The 15,998-nt window shown below is 38.5% G+C and carries 15 protein-coding genes; 4 read left to right on the top strand and 11 right to left on the bottom strand.

What is annotated here, in order from left to right:
• Nucleotides 1–31 precede the first annotated feature (31 nt).
• Nucleotides 32–1,669 (bottom strand): CTP synthase, encoded by a 1,638-nt coding sequence (locus tag MKL36_RS03370; RefSeq protein ID WP_000148658.1) that lies wholly within the window; start codon nucleotides 1,667–1,669, stop codon nucleotides 32–34.
• Nucleotides 1,670–1,892: 223 nt separating this feature from the next.
• On the opposite strand from MKL36_RS03370, the gene MKL36_RS03375 reads away from it, so the two are divergent.
• Both MKL36_RS03375 and MKL36_RS03380 read left to right on the top strand, forming a co-directional pair.
• Nucleotides 1,893–2,381, top strand: a complete 489-nt coding sequence (locus MKL36_RS03375) for a hypothetical protein (protein WP_001284535.1) — start codon at nucleotides 1,893–1,895, stop codon at nucleotides 2,379–2,381.
• 235 nt (nucleotides 2,382–2,616) lie between these two features.
• Nucleotides 2,617–3,462: a metal-dependent hydrolase gene (locus MKL36_RS03380; protein ID WP_021511208.1), complete on the top strand. Its 846-nt coding sequence runs from the start codon at nucleotides 2,617–2,619 to the stop codon at nucleotides 3,460–3,462.
• A 51-nt stretch (nucleotides 3,463–3,513) separates the two neighbouring features.
• Here the strand turns inward: MKL36_RS03380 and MKL36_RS03385 are convergent, their stop codons facing one another.
• From MKL36_RS03385 to MKL36_RS03400, 4 genes are all read right to left on the bottom strand, one after another.
• Nucleotides 3,514–4,608 (bottom strand): YheT family hydrolase, encoded by a 1,095-nt coding sequence (locus MKL36_RS03385; protein WP_021511207.1) that lies wholly within the window; start codon nucleotides 4,606–4,608, stop codon nucleotides 3,514–3,516.
• 19 nt (nucleotides 4,609–4,627) lie between these two features.
• Nucleotides 4,628–5,344: an SGNH/GDSL hydrolase family protein gene (locus tag MKL36_RS03390; RefSeq protein ID WP_021511206.1), complete on the bottom strand. Its 717-nt coding sequence runs from the start codon at nucleotides 5,342–5,344 to the stop codon at nucleotides 4,628–4,630.
• A 42-nt stretch (nucleotides 5,345–5,386) separates the two neighbouring features.
• Complete coding sequence (locus tag MKL36_RS03395; RefSeq protein WP_000171431.1) at nucleotides 5,387–5,794, bottom strand: nuclear transport factor 2 family protein; 408 nt, start codon at nucleotides 5,792–5,794, stop codon at nucleotides 5,387–5,389.
• Nucleotides 5,795–5,864: 70 nt separating this feature from the next.
• The gene (locus tag MKL36_RS03400) at nucleotides 5,865–7,889 is read right to left on the bottom strand and encodes an NADPH-dependent 2,4-dienoyl-CoA reductase (protein ID WP_021511205.1); all 2,025 of its coding nucleotides are present in this window, start codon (nucleotides 7,887–7,889) and stop codon (nucleotides 5,865–5,867) included.
• Nucleotides 7,890–8,024: 135 nt separating this feature from the next.
• Between MKL36_RS03400 and MKL36_RS03405 the strand changes: the two genes are divergently transcribed.
• Entirely contained in the window at nucleotides 8,025–8,585 is a 561-nt protein-coding gene (locus MKL36_RS03405) for a PadR family transcriptional regulator (RefSeq protein ID WP_000056571.1), read from the top strand.
• A gap of 2 nt (nucleotides 8,586–8,587) precedes the next feature.
• On the top strand, nucleotides 8,588–9,505 hold the full coding sequence (locus MKL36_RS03410; RefSeq protein ID WP_001147225.1) for an alpha/beta fold hydrolase: 918 nt from the start codon (nucleotides 8,588–8,590) through the stop codon (nucleotides 9,503–9,505).
• 45 nt (nucleotides 9,506–9,550) lie between these two features.
• Here MKL36_RS03410 and MKL36_RS03415 read toward each other — a convergent pair whose 3' ends face one another.
• The 6 genes from MKL36_RS03415 to argC form a co-directional block, all read right to left on the bottom strand.
• Nucleotides 9,551–10,606 carry a 3-deoxy-7-phosphoheptulonate synthase gene (locus MKL36_RS03415; RefSeq protein ID WP_005128524.1) on the bottom strand — a complete coding sequence of 352 codons (1,056 nt, stop codon included), beginning with the start codon at nucleotides 10,604–10,606 and terminating at the stop codon, nucleotides 9,551–9,553.
• A gap of 427 nt (nucleotides 10,607–11,033) precedes the next feature.
• Nucleotides 11,034–11,396, bottom strand: coding sequence for a YnfA family protein (locus tag MKL36_RS03420; protein ID WP_002046863.1), 363 nt, complete (start codon nucleotides 11,394–11,396; stop codon nucleotides 11,034–11,036).
• Between the two features lie 3 nt (nucleotides 11,397–11,399).
• Nucleotides 11,400–13,676 carry an ATP-dependent Clp protease ATP-binding subunit ClpA gene (gene clpA / locus MKL36_RS03425; RefSeq protein WP_000952702.1) on the bottom strand — a complete coding sequence of 759 codons (2,277 nt, stop codon included), beginning with the start codon at nucleotides 13,674–13,676 and terminating at the stop codon, nucleotides 11,400–11,402.
• A gap of 9 nt (nucleotides 13,677–13,685) precedes the next feature.
• On the bottom strand, nucleotides 13,686–14,099 hold the full coding sequence (gene clpS, locus MKL36_RS03430) for an ATP-dependent Clp protease adapter ClpS (protein ID WP_001260033.1): 414 nt from the start codon (nucleotides 14,097–14,099) through the stop codon (nucleotides 13,686–13,688).
• A 9-nt stretch (nucleotides 14,100–14,108) separates the two neighbouring features.
• Nucleotides 14,109–14,867 (bottom strand): DUF6776 family protein, encoded by a 759-nt coding sequence (locus MKL36_RS03435; RefSeq protein ID WP_085940527.1) that lies wholly within the window; start codon nucleotides 14,865–14,867, stop codon nucleotides 14,109–14,111.
• A gap of 75 nt (nucleotides 14,868–14,942) precedes the next feature.
• Nucleotides 14,943–15,998: an N-acetyl-gamma-glutamyl-phosphate reductase gene (argC, locus tag MKL36_RS03440; protein ID WP_000558176.1), complete on the bottom strand. Its 1,056-nt coding sequence runs from the start codon at nucleotides 15,996–15,998 to the stop codon at nucleotides 14,943–14,945.

Genomic DNA, 15,998 nt, shown 5'->3' on the forward strand with positions numbered 1-15,998 from the left:
TTAAACTTTCCCAGTTTATTTTAAAATCGCATTACTTACTTTTTTGATGCTGTGTTTTTGCAGCGTCAATAAAACTAGCAAATAATGGATGTCCATCACGTGGTGAACTTGTAAATTCCGGGTGGAATTGTACAGCAATAAACCAAGGATGTTCAGGAATTTCTACAGTTTCAACTAAATGTTGCGCTGAAGAATAACCAGAAATCTTCATGCCCGCTTGTTCAATCGCTTCAATGAAACGATTATTCATTTCATAACGGTGACGATGACGTTCGGTAATCTCAGCTTTTCCGTAAACTTCACGAGTTTTTGTGCCTTCAACCAATTCTGATTTTTGTGCACCTAAACGCATTGTTCCGCCTAAGTCAGACTCAAGGCTACGCTGTTGTAATTCACCGCGCTCATCTAACCATTCGGTAATTAAACCAATCAATGGATATTTTGTAGAACGGTTAAATTCTGTAGAAGAAGCTTCTGGCATACCTGCAACATGGCGAGCATATTCAATAACAGCCAACTGCATACCCAAACAGATTCCCAAGAAAGGAATACCATTTTCACGTGCGTATTGAATAGCTTTCATTTTGCCTTCAGTACCACGCTCACCAAAACCACCAGGAACTAAAATCGCATCAGCTGTTTTCAAAATAGAAACATCTTGACTTTCAAGCTCTTCAGCATTGACATAATCAATTTGTACTTTTACGCGATTTTTAATACCAGCATGTAACAATGCTTCGTTTACAGATTTATAAGCATCCGGTAATTCAACATACTTACCGACCATTGCTACACGTACTGTGTATTCTGGGTTAAGTAATGCTTCTACAACATTATCCCAATCAGTTAAGTCAGCTTCCGGTAAATCAGTAAAACCAAAACGTTCACAAATCAGGTCATCTACGTTTTGCTCATAGAAGCCACGTGGAATTTGATAGATCGTTTTCGCATCTTTACACACGACAACCGCACGAGCCTCAACGTTAGTGAATAACGCGATCTTACGTTTAGTGTCTGCATCAACATCATACTCAGTACGACAGATAAGAATATCTGGCTGAATACCGATTGAAAGTAACTCTTTTACAGAGTGCTGAGTTGGTTTGGTTTTTAACTCCGCTGCTGACTTAATATATGGCAACAAAGTTAAATGCATAAGCATGGTACGTTTATGACCAAGCTCAACCATTAACTGACGAACCGACTCCATAAACGGTAAAGATTCAATATCACCTACGGTACCACCGATCTCTACGATAGCAACATCATAACCTTCGCCTGCGCGGAGTACACGTTCTTTAATATTGTCGGTAATATGAGGAATAACCTGAACTGTACCACCTAAGTAATCACCACGACGCTCTTTATTTAAAACGTCTTGATATACACGACCACTAGTGAAGTTGTTTAGTTTGGTCATTTTCGCGCGACGTAAGAAACGTTCGTAATAACCCAGATCCAGATCTGTTTCTGCACCATCTTCGGTAACAAAAACTTCACCATGCTGGAATGGGCTCATTGTCCCTGGATCGACATTAATATAAGGATCCATTTTAACCATTGTGACTTTTAAGCCACGAGCTTCCAAAAGTGCAGCAACAGAAGCAGCAGAAATACCTTTACCTAGCGATGAAACCACACCACCAGTGACAAAAATAAAATGGGTCATTAAGTTTCTCGTACAATCAAGCCGAAATCGGCCTACAATGTTTGGCAATTTTACTGTACTCTGCCCCTATAAAGCAAAGTCAAACCGCATCAATTCAAAGAACAATAAACAACTGGTTATTCTATCAGCATTTTTAATAAAAAATTAGCTCAATCTGACATGATTTTTTCATAGCTATTTACTGTTATAATGCCAATTCCTCAATTAAATGTTGTTTAGGGCAATGGCAAATAAAAAACTTTTAATCTGTGCTGCAATTGCGGCTGGACTATTGTTAACCGCATGCGTTAAAAAAGAGACACCGAAAGAAGAAGAGCAAGACAAGGTTGAAACTGCTGTTTCAGAACCTCAACCACAGAAGCCTGCAAAATTTGAATCTTTAGAGAGTGTAGATACTCAAGAAGCTCAAGTTCAAGAGCAACCACAAGTTGAAGTTCATCGTGAAGAAACTGCTAACACGACAACTGAAATTCGCCGTGAAACTCGTCCTGCGCGTTCTGATGAATCTTCACAGACACAAGTTGCTGAACAACCTAAATCTGAGACACCAAAAGTAGAACCTAAACCAGAAAAAAAACCTGAGCCTAAAGCTGAACCTAAACCGGAAAAAGCTCAGTCAAAACCAGCTGCTAAGGCAACTGAGCCTGCGAACACAGAAGATGATGCCGTTGCTGCTGCTATTGCTGCTGCAACACCAGCACTTAAGAACTAAGCTTCTGTTCAAGAATGCCCAAATTATTTTTTTAATTTGGGCATTTATATAAATAGTCATAATATAAATAAATTTAATTTTATTACTTTTTGTCTTTAAAGCTCTCCTGTCTATCATTTTAGGACAATCTATTTTCAATCATTCGAAATTTATTGACTCCAATCTAGTCTGCTTATAATTTTTATTAACAAGTTCCTTTTTGGAACTTAATCTAAAAGAAGATTGGAGCAAGAAAATGAAAACAGCTTTAAACCGTACACTAGCCTCTTTTCCTGTCCGCCGCATGGACTACAATTTTGAAGATACTCCGCGCTATTGGTGCAATCATGAGCCTTCTCTCACCCACTATTTCACGGGTCTTTCAACTTTATTTCCTGAAGGTGAATCATACTTTGTTAGATCTGTCCGTGCTTTACGAGCTAAAGCTAAAGAGAATGAAATTCTAGATAGAGAAATAGGTGCATTTATTGGTCAAGAAGCAATGCATTCTAAAGAACATCATGCTTTCCATGTCAGTGCACAACAATATGGTTTAAATCCAGAATCACTAGAGAAAGCTACAGGTATTGTTCTTAAAGCTATTGAGAAAGTTTTTAGTAAAAAATGGAATTTATTGGTAACTGTTGGATTAGAACACTATACAGCTGTTCTGGTAGTCAGCATGATGCAATCCGTAAATGAGCTTATGACCGACAACACTATTCGCAACCTATGGTTATGGCACAGTGTAGAAGAAACCGAGCATAAAGCTGTTGCATTCGATTTATATCAACATCTATATGGCAACGGATTAGATGCATATATTCCACGTGTTGGCATTTTTACATTCAGTTTAGTTTTGATTACAGCCTTTTCAACTATTTACCATATTGTTCTAATGAAACGAGATAAGCAACTGACCAATTTCAAAACTTGGCGCAACTTTTTTAAGTTTGCGAGCAAACAATATAAAGTGTTGATTCCTAAATTTCTTGAATACTATCGTTTTGATTTTCACCCCAACCAGACAGATGAAAAAGCTTTAGTTGCCGCTACAAAAGTAAAACTTGGAATAAGTGATAGATCACCCCTCTTATCTTAAGGTATAAAAATAAAGCCCGAGATCTGGGCTTTATTTTTATTCAAAGATTATCTATTTATTATGTTCAATTAAAAAATAATCAGCCATGAGACGTGCTGCCCACGATGTACTGCGCCATCCCTCATAAAATGCACAATGACTTCCTTTTTTCGTTGTCACCACAGCAACATTGCTCATCTTCTGAATTGGCTCTTTATATGGCTCTAAATTTTTAATAGAACATACAGGGTCATCTTCAGCATTCAAAATCATTAAAGGAATTTTAATATTTTCGAATACATAAATCGGGTTAATAGATTTACAGTAAGTTTCATAATCTTCAAAACCCGCCATCTCGAAGTATTCTTTTTCAAATTCTTCTAAATTGGTTGCTGATAAAACTTTCTCTAAAGATGCAATCTGACTCCATGTATTTTGGTACGGATAAATAAAATACTTGAAGAGCTTCTTAGTCATCATTTTACTGTAAAAAGGATGGACATTTTTAAAACCAATTTCCGTGTTATAGCCCGGACACATCGCAAAAGCAGCTTTAAAAGGCGTATCTTCGCCTTGTTCACCCAAATAACGAACTAGCAGCCCCGTACCGGCCGAAGAACCTACCGCATATAAATCCGATGCCGGAAATAAACTTTGAATATGGTTAAGTTGTTCTTTTAAATCACTCGTAGAACCAAATAGAGAAATTTGCGGCACAGGCATTGGCAAACCTGCGTGACCACGGCGCAGGCATAATGCAATTCGCCAGCCTGTGTATTGATTTAAATCGCGTACCAATTCACGCATACTCTCAGGTGTACCTGTAATGGTATGCATAATTACAACTGTTGGTGTATCTGGCGGTAAGTTATAGCCATACCAAGCAATTGCGGTAATACCACCATCACTCATAGTGAGTTGATCAATTCGATCATATGCCAACTTTATTGTTTGTTTTCTAATAAGATCAAAATAAAGTAAGTGAACATGACTATTTGTGAGCCAAGGCGTAGGACGATATTTCTGTTTAAGTTGTGGCAACTTATCCAAAATATCTTTTATTTTTCCTTGAGGATGATAATAAACTTTTGGATGCTCAGCGCCCAACACTAAATCGAACAGCTCCGAACCGAAATCTTTAATTTTATTAAAAACAGATATGCCCATATCCAATAACTACCTATGACTATGAGTTAAATGATTGCCGCACTATGGCTGCAACCTGCCGTCCCCAAACTGCGTAAACTTCTTTACTTGGATGAAAACCGTCACTTGCCATAGGCAAGTTCATGGCTTGAAAAGTTTCAATATCATATTCAAGAAACTTAAAATGGCTTTGTGGTGCTAACCATTGTTGTAATTTTTGATTCATTTGCTCTGCATATTGCCCAAACAACCAAGCTAGTGGATTCGGTAAAGCCGGGAAATGTTGCATTGGAGGCACACCGGAAACGATAATCAACTTTGGCTGAAAACGTTTCTGTATATGCTCAAATAATTGCTTCTGTTGTTTAATCCATGATTTAGCAGAGATCAACTTTGTGACATCATTTACACCAATAGATGTCACAATCACATCATACTTCTGCTCTTCTAAATGCTGCAAAGCATTAAAAACTTGTCGAGTTGTATCGCCAGTTTTAGCATGAAGTTTCCACTGTAGGGAAAATTCATTTTGCAGTTCTTGAATAATAGCACCAGACAAAGCATCTTTCTGATTTTCTACACCAACACCTGCTGCGGCAGAATCCCCCAAAATAAGCAGAGATAAAGATTTACCTTGACCAGCTCTACCTTCTCGTTCACCTTTGGCTTCTGCTAAACGTGGTGTGTTCTTTCGAACTTTATGACCTTGTATGAACAATACGGGTAATAAAAAAAATGTTGAAAGTTTTAACCACATTTTTATATACCTCAATATTCTTTCTTAGGCTATTTAACAAAATTATTGAGGTTTAAATTGAGCTATTCGTATGCCCATTTGCTCAGCTAATGCAGCTAAACCGCTCAATGGACGAATCATTACTTCAAAATCAATAATTTTACCCTGCTCATTAAAACGAATCATATCGATACCTTTTAATGATTTATCTCCTACATTCGCACTAAACTCCAGCACTACATTTTCACCATTTTCCGTGTAAAACTCTCGATGATAGGTAAAATTCTGAAATACCTGAATTACATTGGTGAGAATAAAGAAAACAACTTGTCTTCCCTCATAAGGTTTATAAGCAACCGGTGAACGGAAAACGACTTCATCTGCCAGCAAATCATTTAAGTTCGATAAGTCATTTGATTGAATCATGTGATGCCATTTTTCTAATGACTGTTTAGTTATTTCGAGTGTCATTTTTATTTTTCCTTCAAATAGGTTTTAGTGATGAGCATTCTCTTACCCAAGACAATGCTCATTTAAGCCATTAAAGAACCGCTGCTAGTTCAGCACCTTGTCGAATAGCACGTTTAGCATCCAACTCACCTGCTTCTTTAGCACCACCAATCAAATGAACATTCTTACCATCTGCTTTTAATTGGTCATACATCGCAGTAAATGATTCTTGACCCGCGCAAATCACAACATTATCAACCTCAAGCACTGTTGGTTTGCCATCAACAGTAATATGAAGCCCTTGATCATCTACTTTGTCGTATTGCACACCTGCTAACATTTTCACGTTTCTGTTCTTAAGCCCGGTACGGTGAATCCAACCAGTCGTTTTACCCAATCCCGCACCTACTGAGGAAACTTTACGCTGCAACAAATAGATTTCTCGTTCAGAAGCTTCAACTTTTGGCTGCTTTAAACCTCCGACATGTTCATAGTGAGTATCAATACCCCACTCTTCATAAAATTTTTCTGGATTTAAACTGCCACTTTCACCTTCATGGGTTAGGTACTCAGCCGTATCAAAACCAATACCACCCGCACCAATAATGGCAACACGCTGACCTACTGGTGCACGCTCTTTAAGCACCTGTAAGTAGCTCAACACTTTTGGATGATCAATACCTTCAAATTGTAATTGACGAGGTGTTACACCAGTTGCAACTACTATTTCATCAAAGTCTGATTGGCTTAGCTCTTCATAAGTGGCTGGATGGTTTAATACAAGTTCAATGTTCGGGCGTAATTCAATTTGACGATTGAAATAACGCAATGTTTCGTAGAACTCTTCTTTACCTGGCACAGTTTTAGCGATATTAAACTGACCACCAATTTGATGACTTGCTTCAAAGATTTTAACTTGGTGTCCACGATCTGCCGCATATACAGCAAAACTTAAACCTGCTGGCCCGGCCCCAATGACAGCAATATTTTTCTGTTTTTGTGCTTCTTTAAAGATTAGTTCTGTTTCATAACATGCTCGAGGATTAACCAAACATGTTGCAATTTTCATAGAGAAAATGTGATCGAGACAAGCTTGGTTACAGCCAATACACGTATTAATTTCATCGCTACGGCCTTCACTTGCTTTTAAAACAAACTCAGGATCTGCAAGCATTGGACGTGCCATTGAAACCATATCCGCATGACCCGACGCTAATACATGTTCAGCCATTTCAGGTGTATTAATACGGTTTGAGGTAATTAATGGAACTGAAACTTCGCCTTTTAATTTTTCAGTGACCCAAGTAAATGCAGCTCTTGGTACTTTGGTAGCAATTGTTGGAATACGAGCTTCATGCCAGCCAATACCCGTATTAATGATCGTAGCCCCAGCTTTTTCAATCGCTTTAGCAAGTTGAATAACTTCTTCTAAAGTAGAACCACCTTCAACTAAATCAAGCATTGATAAACGGTAAATAATAATAAAGTTTTCACCTACTATTTCACGTGTACGTTTTACAATCTCAACAGGAAAACGAATACGGTTTTCATAGCTACCACCCCATTCATCATCACGATGGTTTGTTCTGGCTGCAATAAACTCGTTAATTAAATAACCTTCTGAACCCATAATCTCAACGCCGTCATATCCAGCGTATTGAGCAAGCTTCGCACAGTTTGCAAAATCATCAATCGTTTGCTGGACCTCAGCAGAAGTCATTGCTTTAGGCTTAATGGGATTAATAGGTGCCTGAATTGCCGAAGGCGCAACAATCTCTGGCTGATAAGAATATCGGCCCGTATGTAATATTTGTAATGCAATCTTCCCGCCAGCAGCATGTACAGCTTCGGTAATGATTTTATGTTTTTCGGCTTCTTCTGTGCTATCTAACTTAGAAGCATGAGCAAAGGTTAAACCTGCCTGATTGGGTGCAATACCGCCAGTAACAATGAGCCCAACATCACCTTTAGCACGTTCTGCATAAAAAGCTGCCATACGCTCATAACCACCAGGCGCTTCTTCTAGACCAACATGCATAGACCCCATCAATACGCGATTTTTTAATGTCGTAAAACCTAAATCTAATGGTTTTAATAAATGTGGATATAACGACATAACAACTCCTTGGCTTGCTAATCTGCTTGCTTAATGCAACTTGTTGCACAAATTTATAATCAAATTTTGACTTTTATGCAACATGTTGCATAATCTAATGAGTCACACTTTACTTTTGCTTACAAACGGATTGCCATGTCACTTCCTCATGTTTTATTGACCAGTTTACTAGAACGGCCAAGCACGGGCTTTGAACTCGCCCGCCGTTTTGACCGATCTATGGGCTTTTTCTGGAATGCCACACATCAGCAAATTTATCGTGAACTCAATAACATGCTTAAAAAAGGCTGGGTTTCCACTTTAGAAAATGAGATGGATAGTGGCCGAAAAAAAACTTATCAAGTCGAACAACTTGGCCGTATTGAACTCGCTTCATGGATGACACAGCAAAGCGAACCCGCACAGCTTAGAGATGACTTAATGGTAAGATTGCGCGCTGAGGCGCAATTGGGCAATAATCAAATATTACCCGAACTGTTACGACATCTTGGTCTACACCAAGAAAAGCTTAAGCTTTACCAAACTATTTACGATAAAGATTTTAAAGATAGCGATGATTTGAATAATCGAGTGTTATATATTCATAAAATGATCTTAGAACTCGGCATTACTATGGAAACTGAGTGGATCAAATGGTTGGAACAAGTCATCCCGCAATTAAAACTCTTTGCTCAAGATAATGTATCTGGAGAATAATCATGCCTTATTACACCATGCCCGATCAGGAAAGTTTATTTGTACGCCGTGTTGGTCGTGGTGAACCAGTATTAGTTTTATCCGGTTTAGGTATGCAAAGTTGGCAATGGCTACCTTTTATCTATGCAAATCGTAAAGAATACGAGTTTATTATTCCCGACTGGCGGGGCTTTGGCGGTTCAAAAAATTGTGCAATTCCCGAGCAAGATGCTATATCAAGCCACTGGCAAGATGTTGCTCACTTAATTGAGCAATTAAAATTAGATAAATTTATTTTAATGGGCTACTCAATGGGAGCCACCACTGCAATGCATGGCATGAAACATGCTCATCTCGCTCAGCAGTTAAAGGCCTATTTACATATCGATCAAACCCCTAAAATTTCAGTAGACGCTACATGGCAATATGGGTTATTTGGACCATTACATGCCCAATTTAAACAATTACTCAACGATATTTATCAGTTATTATCAACTCACAAAAATGCTAAATATCTGTATGAATTATCACTTCCGGACCGTCAAAAGTTGGTGCGTTTATGGGTAGATTTTATTGAATTGCAAAGTAGCAATCCATTTAGTCCTTTTGTTTTTAAAACTGCGTTAAAACAACCATTTTTACAAAAATATCTTCTTCCGATTCAACGTTTAGACTACTTATTTTGGTATGTCGAAAATTATCTTTTCCACAATGAAGATTATCGTGAAGCACTTCAGCAATTACAGTGCCCAACAACTTTCTTTATTGGCCGCAATTCGACACTCTATCCAGAAACGGGGCAAACCCTGATTGCACATAGTGTCGAACATGCAAAAACAATTTATTTTGAGCGTTCAGGCCACACGCCATTATTAACCGAGCCAAAAAAATTCGGGCATGAAATCACTACTTTTTTATCCGAACTTAAACATGCTTCTTAAAAAAAGGATCTGCTAAAACAGATCCCTTTTTAAATGTTTACATCATTAAGCCGAATGAGCTAATTCACTTGCTTTTAATTGTTTAGCAACATTTAACAAAAGCTGTTCAGTTTTATCCCACCCTAAACAACCGTCCGTTACCGACTGACCATAAGTCATTTCACATGAAATCTTCTGGTTACCATCAACTAAATGGCTTTCAATCATGACACCCTTTACCTGAGTTTTTAGACGTTCAGCAACGATTTGCTGCAAAACTTCTGGCTGACGTAAAGGATCTTTACCACTGTTGCCATGACTACAGTCAATAACTAAGGCAGGTAGGTTTTGCTTGTGCTTTTCTCTAATTGCCTGAATTGAAGCCAAATCATAATTAGGACCATGATTGGCTCCACGCAAAATCAAGTGTGGCAATGGATTTCCAGAACTCTGAATCACTGAAGGCAAACCTTGCTGATTCATACCTAAAAATTGATGCTCATTTTGTGCAGACTGAATAGCATCTAAAGCAATTTGAATTGAGCCATCCGTACCATTCTTGAAGCCAATACTGTATGGCATATGACTTGAGATTTCACGGTGAATCTGAGACTCACTAGTACGAGCTCCAATTGCACCCCAAGCCAATAAATCATCAAAATAGCCTGTTGCCATTGGGCTTAAAATTTCGCTCGCAATCGGCAAGCCTTTTTCAATAATTTGTAAATATAGCTCACGCGATTTTTCTAAACCTAATTGTAGATTAGATGAACCATCAAGATTTGGGTCATACATAAACCCTTTCCAACCTACTGTTGTACGCGGCTTTTCAATATAAGCACGCATCACAATGAAGATTTGATCTTTTACTTTTTCTTGTAATTTTTGCAATCTATCTGCGTATTCAAGTACAGCAACTGGGTCATGAATTGAACATGGTCCTGTAATAACCATTAAGCGCTGATCTTTGCCAGCAAGAATATTTTGAATAATTTGACGGTGTTCTGCAATTTGTCGTGCGAAGGTCTGCACAAGCGGATATTTAGCTTTTAACTGAACAGGTAAACTAACTGGTGTTTCTTTTGTATTGCTTTGAGTTAGTAAATTATTTAAGGCATTCATTGGTCTTTTCCTTTGGACTGAAACCTAATCAGTCCGATCATTTATTTGAGCGTTTTGGATCTATTCGTTGGCAAAGGTAGGCAAAAGTAAAACCAATAAAAGTTGCTAAAGTATGAATAAGTCATGTTGTTCATTTTGAAGTCCTCGATTTGAAAAAGATAAAGCATAAAAAAACCTGATCGGGGTTGCCGATCAGGTATTAACTGTGATGGGCAACTCTCGTGCCCGAATACGCTCAGGCAACTATCTAAATTGCCAGAAATAAAAGTAAGCGTTAGAATTCACAGATTGATTTAACATCTTTATCTCAAATATTAAAAAAAGTTCCTTAAATCTAAAATACGCATTGTTGATGACTTTGACAAGTATTTTTTGCGAAAAAATCTCTTATTTTTTTCACTTAAAATTTAATTGATCACTCTCAGAATTAACGGATTAATCCTTGTGGCTGTAAAATAATTAAACCTGCTCCACAAAGCACGATTAAACCACCTAAGATATCCCATCTGGTTAAAGCGACTTGATCTACAAAACGAAGCCACATAAGCGCAGTAAAAATATAAATACCGCCATAGGCTGCATAAATCCGTCCAGAAGCTGCAGGATGCAATGTCAGCAACCAGACAAACACGGCCAAACTCAGAGCTGTAGGTAACCATAGCCACGCAGACTTCCCTTCTTTTAAAATAAGATAAGGAAAGTAACAACCCAAAATCTCAGCGATTGCAGTAATAATAAATAACCCGAACACACTAAATATTCGGGTTATAGAAAGACTATCAATTAACATAAATTAAGCTGGTTCTGCCGTATGGTGATCTTCAAACACTTCAAGTTTTAGACCCACTGCTTTACCATCTTCTTTCTTCACTGATACCGCCACATTACCGCCATGATCTGCAAGTTCACCAAACAGAATCATTTCAGCTAATGGTTTCTTCAAGTGTTCTTGAATGAGACGTTGCATTGGGCGAGCACCCATTAAGCGATCATAACCATTTGTCGCCAACCAGTCGCGTGCACTTTGATCGACATCTAAAACTACGCGTTTTTCATCTAGCTGCGCTTGCAATTCTGTCAAGAACTTATCAACTACAGATTCAATCACTGTGGTTGGTAAAGCTTTGAATTGAATAACACCATCTAGACGGTTACGGAATTCAGGTGAGAATGCACGTTTCATGGCTTCTTGGTTGTCCGAACTATGGTCTTGCTCTGTAAATCCAATGCTTGCACGAGAAATACTTTCTGCACCAATGTTCGTCGTCAACACAATAATGACATTTCTAAAGTCTGACTTACGACCATTATTGTCTGTTAATGCACCATGATCCATGATTTGTAATAACAGGTTAAACACATCAGGATGTGCTTTCTCAATTTCATCCAGTAATAACACACAGTGTGGATTTTTATGAATCGCATCTGTGAGTAAGCCACCTTGGTCATAACCTACATAGCCTGGAGGAGCACCAATTAAACGAGAAACAGCATGACGTTCCATATACTCAGACATATCGAAACGAACAAGCTCTACACCTAAAAGTTTTGCTAATTGCTTCGTAACCTCAGTTTTACCTACACCGGTAGGACCAGCAAACACAAAGCTACCAACAGGTTTATCCGGTGATTTCAAACCAGCACGTGACAACTTGATTGCAGAAGCTAGTGCAGTAATTGCTTCATCTTGACCAAATACAACACGTTTTAGGTCACGCTCAAGATTTTCAAGTACAGATTTATCATCTTTAGATACAGTTTTAGGCGGAATACGCGCAATCTTAGAAACGATATCTTCGATGTTCTCTACAGTAATTAAGCTGTCTTCACTTTCTGCTTTTAGACGGCGCTGTGCACCTGCTTCATCAATGACATCAATCGCTTTATCTGGCAAGAAACGATCATTAATAAATTTCGCAGAAAGCTCAACCGCAGAAACCAAAGCTTTGTCGTCATACTGTACATGGTGGAAATCTTCAAACTTCGTTTTCAAGCCACGTAAAATATCAATAGTTTCAGAAATGCTCGGTTCATTTACATCAATTTTTTGGAAACGACGAGATAACGCATGATCCTTTTCAAATACCTGACGATATTCTTGGAACGTTGTTGATCCAATGCAGCGTAAAGTACCATTTGCTAAAGCTGGTTTGATGAGATTCGAAGCATCCATCGTACTGCCCATACTAGAGCCTGCACCAATGATCATATGAATTTCATCAATGAATAAAATCGCATTCGGATTTTTCTTCAAAGCGTTTAACAATTGTTTTAAACGTTTTTCAAAGTCACCACGATATTTTGTACCCGCAACCAATGCACCAATATCAAGGCTGTAAATTTCTGCATGGCTTAGCGGTTTTGGTGCTTTACCATTTACAATGAGCCATGCAAGGCCTTCTGCAATTGAAGTTTTACCTACACCCGGGTCGCCTACCAACAATGGATTGTTTTTACGACGACGGCAAAGAATTTGTGCTGTACGCTCAATTTCTTTCTCACGACCAATGAGTGGATCAGTTTTACCTTTTTGCGCTTCAACATTTAAATTGAGCGTATAAAGTTCTAATGGTCCGGCATTGCCTGAATTGCTTTCACCCTCAATGTCTTCAACTTCTTCTTCAACCTGAACTTCGTCTTTACGTGTCCCATGAGACAAGTATTGAGTTAAAGTCAATCGATTAATTTGATGACGTTTAAGCAGATAAACAGCAAAAGAATCACGCTCTGAATACATTGCGACCAAAACATCCGCACCTTCAACAGTACGGTCACCACCACTCGATTGAACGTGGAAAATTGCACGTTGCAAAATGCGGTCGAAACTTTCTGTTGGATGTGGAGCTTGCTCGCTATTTTCGCCAAGCTTAGGAGTATGTTGTTCTACATATTCTTCTAATTCTTTACGTAAAGAAACAATATCAGCTCCGCATGCTTTTAATGCATTCACAGCCGAATCGTTATCGAGTAAGGCTAATAGTAAATGTTCAACTGTAAGAAACTCATGTCTCTTTTGACGAGCCATGCTAACAGCCAAACGTAATGATACTTCTAATTGACGACTGAGCATGTGACCCCCTTATGCTTTAGGCTCAATCTGGCAAAGTAATGGATGACCTTGCGATCGAGCGTAATTATTAACAAGGTTTGCCTTGGTTTCCGCGATGTCTCTTGGATATACCCCGGCAGTACCTTTACCTTCATAGTGTACTGTTAGCATTACTTGAGTTGCTTGGTCAAGATTCATTGCAAAGTATTGTTGTAAAATTTCAATTACAAAGTCCATTGGCGTGTAATCGTCATTCAATAATACCACTGCATACAAGGGAGGACGCTTGAGTTCGGGAGGTGCTGTTTGCACAACAACCTCTCCGTCATGATCTTCGTTTTGCGAATCACTTAAGCGTGGATTGAAGTGCCAATCGACATAGCCAGACTGCTGAAAAGAAGCCTTAATATCTTTTAAATTTGTTTGACGCTTATTTGTTCGCATATGATGTTACTATTGTGAATTTGCTTCAGCTTGAGGAATTTCTGCAACAAAAGCAGAAGGTGTTTCGACAGGTTTACCACGCTGCCAACTAAAACGCTTAATAACCGGTGTATCAGAACCGCCTGTTAGACGCACTTCAATAAATTGAGGTGTGAACCCCTTAGGCATCGTCCATCGGCCAGTCAAACGCTCAAAATCAGTGAAGTTAAAGTTCTTATCTTCAAGTGGTACCACTAAAACTTCTGTATCTTTAATCAGTCTTATTTCAACTGAACCTGCAGCACGGCGTTTACTCGGGCTAACTTGTACCAGATCAAGCTGATATTCATAAGCATTTTCCGGTAACGGTTTTATCGCCAAATTCTGAATTGTTAAGCTTAAACCACCACGTTGTCTTAAAATTTCACGGTAGATGTTACTCATACCTTCTTGCTGCGTTTTATCAGCATTGGCTTGATTAAGTGCTTCAAACAAATCATTGGCATTTGTAACAGCAACATCACGCTCTTGTACAGCCGCATTCAAACTTTTGTTAACTGCATCTAATGCTGTTTTTTGTTTTTGCACTACCTCAACCAATTGCTCTGCATCTGCATCGTAACCAACAACAGTTAAACCTTGACGGTGCCCAATTGTATAGCCGAGCGCAAAACAACCACTCATTAAAATAGCGGCACCAATAAATAATGGTTTATTGGTGTTTAAAAATTTTTTCTTTTGCAACGAACTTTCTACAGAAGTCGTCTGTTCCGAGTTTTGCATCGTCATCTCAGTGTTTAAGATCAGAGTCAAGACACACATTTAAATCGAAATTTAAATGTGTGTGAAGCAAAAAAGAGTTTTTTATGGTAATAAACCAATCCCTTGTAAGCCTTCATCTTCATTAAAGCCAAACATAAGGTTCATATTTTGTACAGCCTGGCCAGATGCACCTTTTACAAGGTTATCTTGAGCCGCCAAAATAATGAGTTTATTTGGTTGTGGTTTATACAAAGCAATACGTAATTCATTTGCTCCGCGCACGCTGCGAGTTTCAGGTGAACTATTTGCAGGCATGACATCTACAAATTTTTCATTTGCATAGAAGTTTTCATACAAAGCTTGTAAGTCTGTTTGTTTACCTGCTTCTGTCAAGTCTACATAAATTGTACTTAACATACCGCGAATCATCGGTACTAGGTGCGGAACAAATAAAAGACCCTCAAAAACATCTTTCTTACCTGCAATATTTTCCAACGCCTCTACAATCTCTGGATGGTGGCGATGGCCTGCAACACCATAAGCTTTAAAGTTATCCGCATTTTCACTGTAAATCATGCCCAAACTTGCTTTACGACCAGCACCAGAAACACCAGATTTTGCATCAATAATAATATTCTTTGTTTCAATCAATGCTTGTGCTGATTTTAAAAGTGGAGCCAAGCCCAGTTGAACAGTCGTTGGGTAACAACCCGGATTACCAATGACTTGAGCTTGCTTAATTTTTTCACGATTTAACTCGGTTAAACCATAAACAGAATCTTTTAGTACATCTGGGCAAGCATGCTCCATACCATACCACTTTTCAAATTGTTCAAGATTCTGTAAACGAAAGTCAGCAGCTAAATCAATAACTTTGGTGCCTGCCGCAATCAAATCTTTCGCATGTTGCATCGCAACACCATGAGGAGTTGCAAAAAATACAACATCACACTCTTTTAATGCATCAATGTTTAAATCTGAAAATTGAAGATCTGTATGCCCACGTAAGTTTGGGAACATATCAGCAACTGGTTTGCCCGCTTCTGTACGTGAAGTCAGAACTCGAACCTGCGCTTTTGGATGTCGTAATAAAATACGTAATAGTTCAACGCCTGTATAACCAGTTCCACCAACAATTCCGACAGAAATCACGTGCAT

This window comes from Acinetobacter sp. AOR12_HL (genome assembly GCF_027855275.1).
GTDB lineage: Bacteria > Pseudomonadota > Gammaproteobacteria > Pseudomonadales > Moraxellaceae > Acinetobacter > Acinetobacter baumannii.

Bases quoted from the DNA above. Each gene is read 5' to 3' on its own strand.
- MKL36_RS03370 (WP_000148658.1), bottom strand. From the start codon at position 1,669: ATGACCCATTTTATTTTTGTCACTGGTGGTGTGGTTTCATCGCTAGGT.
- MKL36_RS03400 (WP_021511205.1), bottom strand. From the start codon at position 7,889: ATGTCGTTATATCCACATTTATTAAAACCATTAGATTTAGGTTTTACG.
- MKL36_RS03420 (WP_002046863.1), bottom strand. From the start codon at position 11,396: ATGTTAATTGATAGTCTTTCTATAACCCGAATATTTAGTGTGTTCGGG.
- MKL36_RS03375 (WP_001284535.1), top strand. From the start codon at position 1,893: ATGGCAAATAAAAAACTTTTAATCTGTGCTGCAATTGCGGCTGGACTA.
- MKL36_RS03410 (WP_001147225.1), top strand. From the start codon at position 8,588: ATGCCTTATTACACCATGCCCGATCAGGAAAGTTTATTTGTACGCCGT.
- clpS (WP_001260033.1), bottom strand. From the start codon at position 14,099: ATGCGAACAAATAAGCGTCAAACAAATTTAAAAGATATTAAGGCTTCT.
- MKL36_RS03395 (WP_000171431.1), bottom strand. From the start codon at position 5,794: ATGACACTCGAAATAACTAAACAGTCATTAGAAAAATGGCATCACATG.
- argC (WP_000558176.1), bottom strand. From the start codon at position 15,998: ATGCACGTGATTTCTGTCGGAATTGTTGGTGGAACTGGTTATACAGGC.
- clpA (WP_000952702.1), bottom strand. From the start codon at position 13,676: ATGCTCAGTCGTCAATTAGAAGTATCATTACGTTTGGCTGTTAGCATG.
- MKL36_RS03380 (WP_021511208.1), top strand. From the start codon at position 2,617: ATGAAAACAGCTTTAAACCGTACACTAGCCTCTTTTCCTGTCCGCCGC.
- MKL36_RS03415 (WP_005128524.1), bottom strand. From the start codon at position 10,606: ATGAATGCCTTAAATAATTTACTAACTCAAAGCAATACAAAAGAAACA.
- MKL36_RS03405 (WP_000056571.1), top strand. From the start codon at position 8,025: ATGTCACTTCCTCATGTTTTATTGACCAGTTTACTAGAACGGCCAAGC.
- MKL36_RS03385 (WP_021511207.1), bottom strand. From the start codon at position 4,608: ATGGGCATATCTGTTTTTAATAAAATTAAAGATTTCGGTTCGGAGCTG.
- MKL36_RS03435 (WP_085940527.1), bottom strand. From the start codon at position 14,867: ATGACGATGCAAAACTCGGAACAGACGACTTCTGTAGAAAGTTCGTTG.
- MKL36_RS03390 (WP_021511206.1), bottom strand. From the start codon at position 5,344: ATGTGGTTAAAACTTTCAACATTTTTTTTATTACCCGTATTGTTCATA.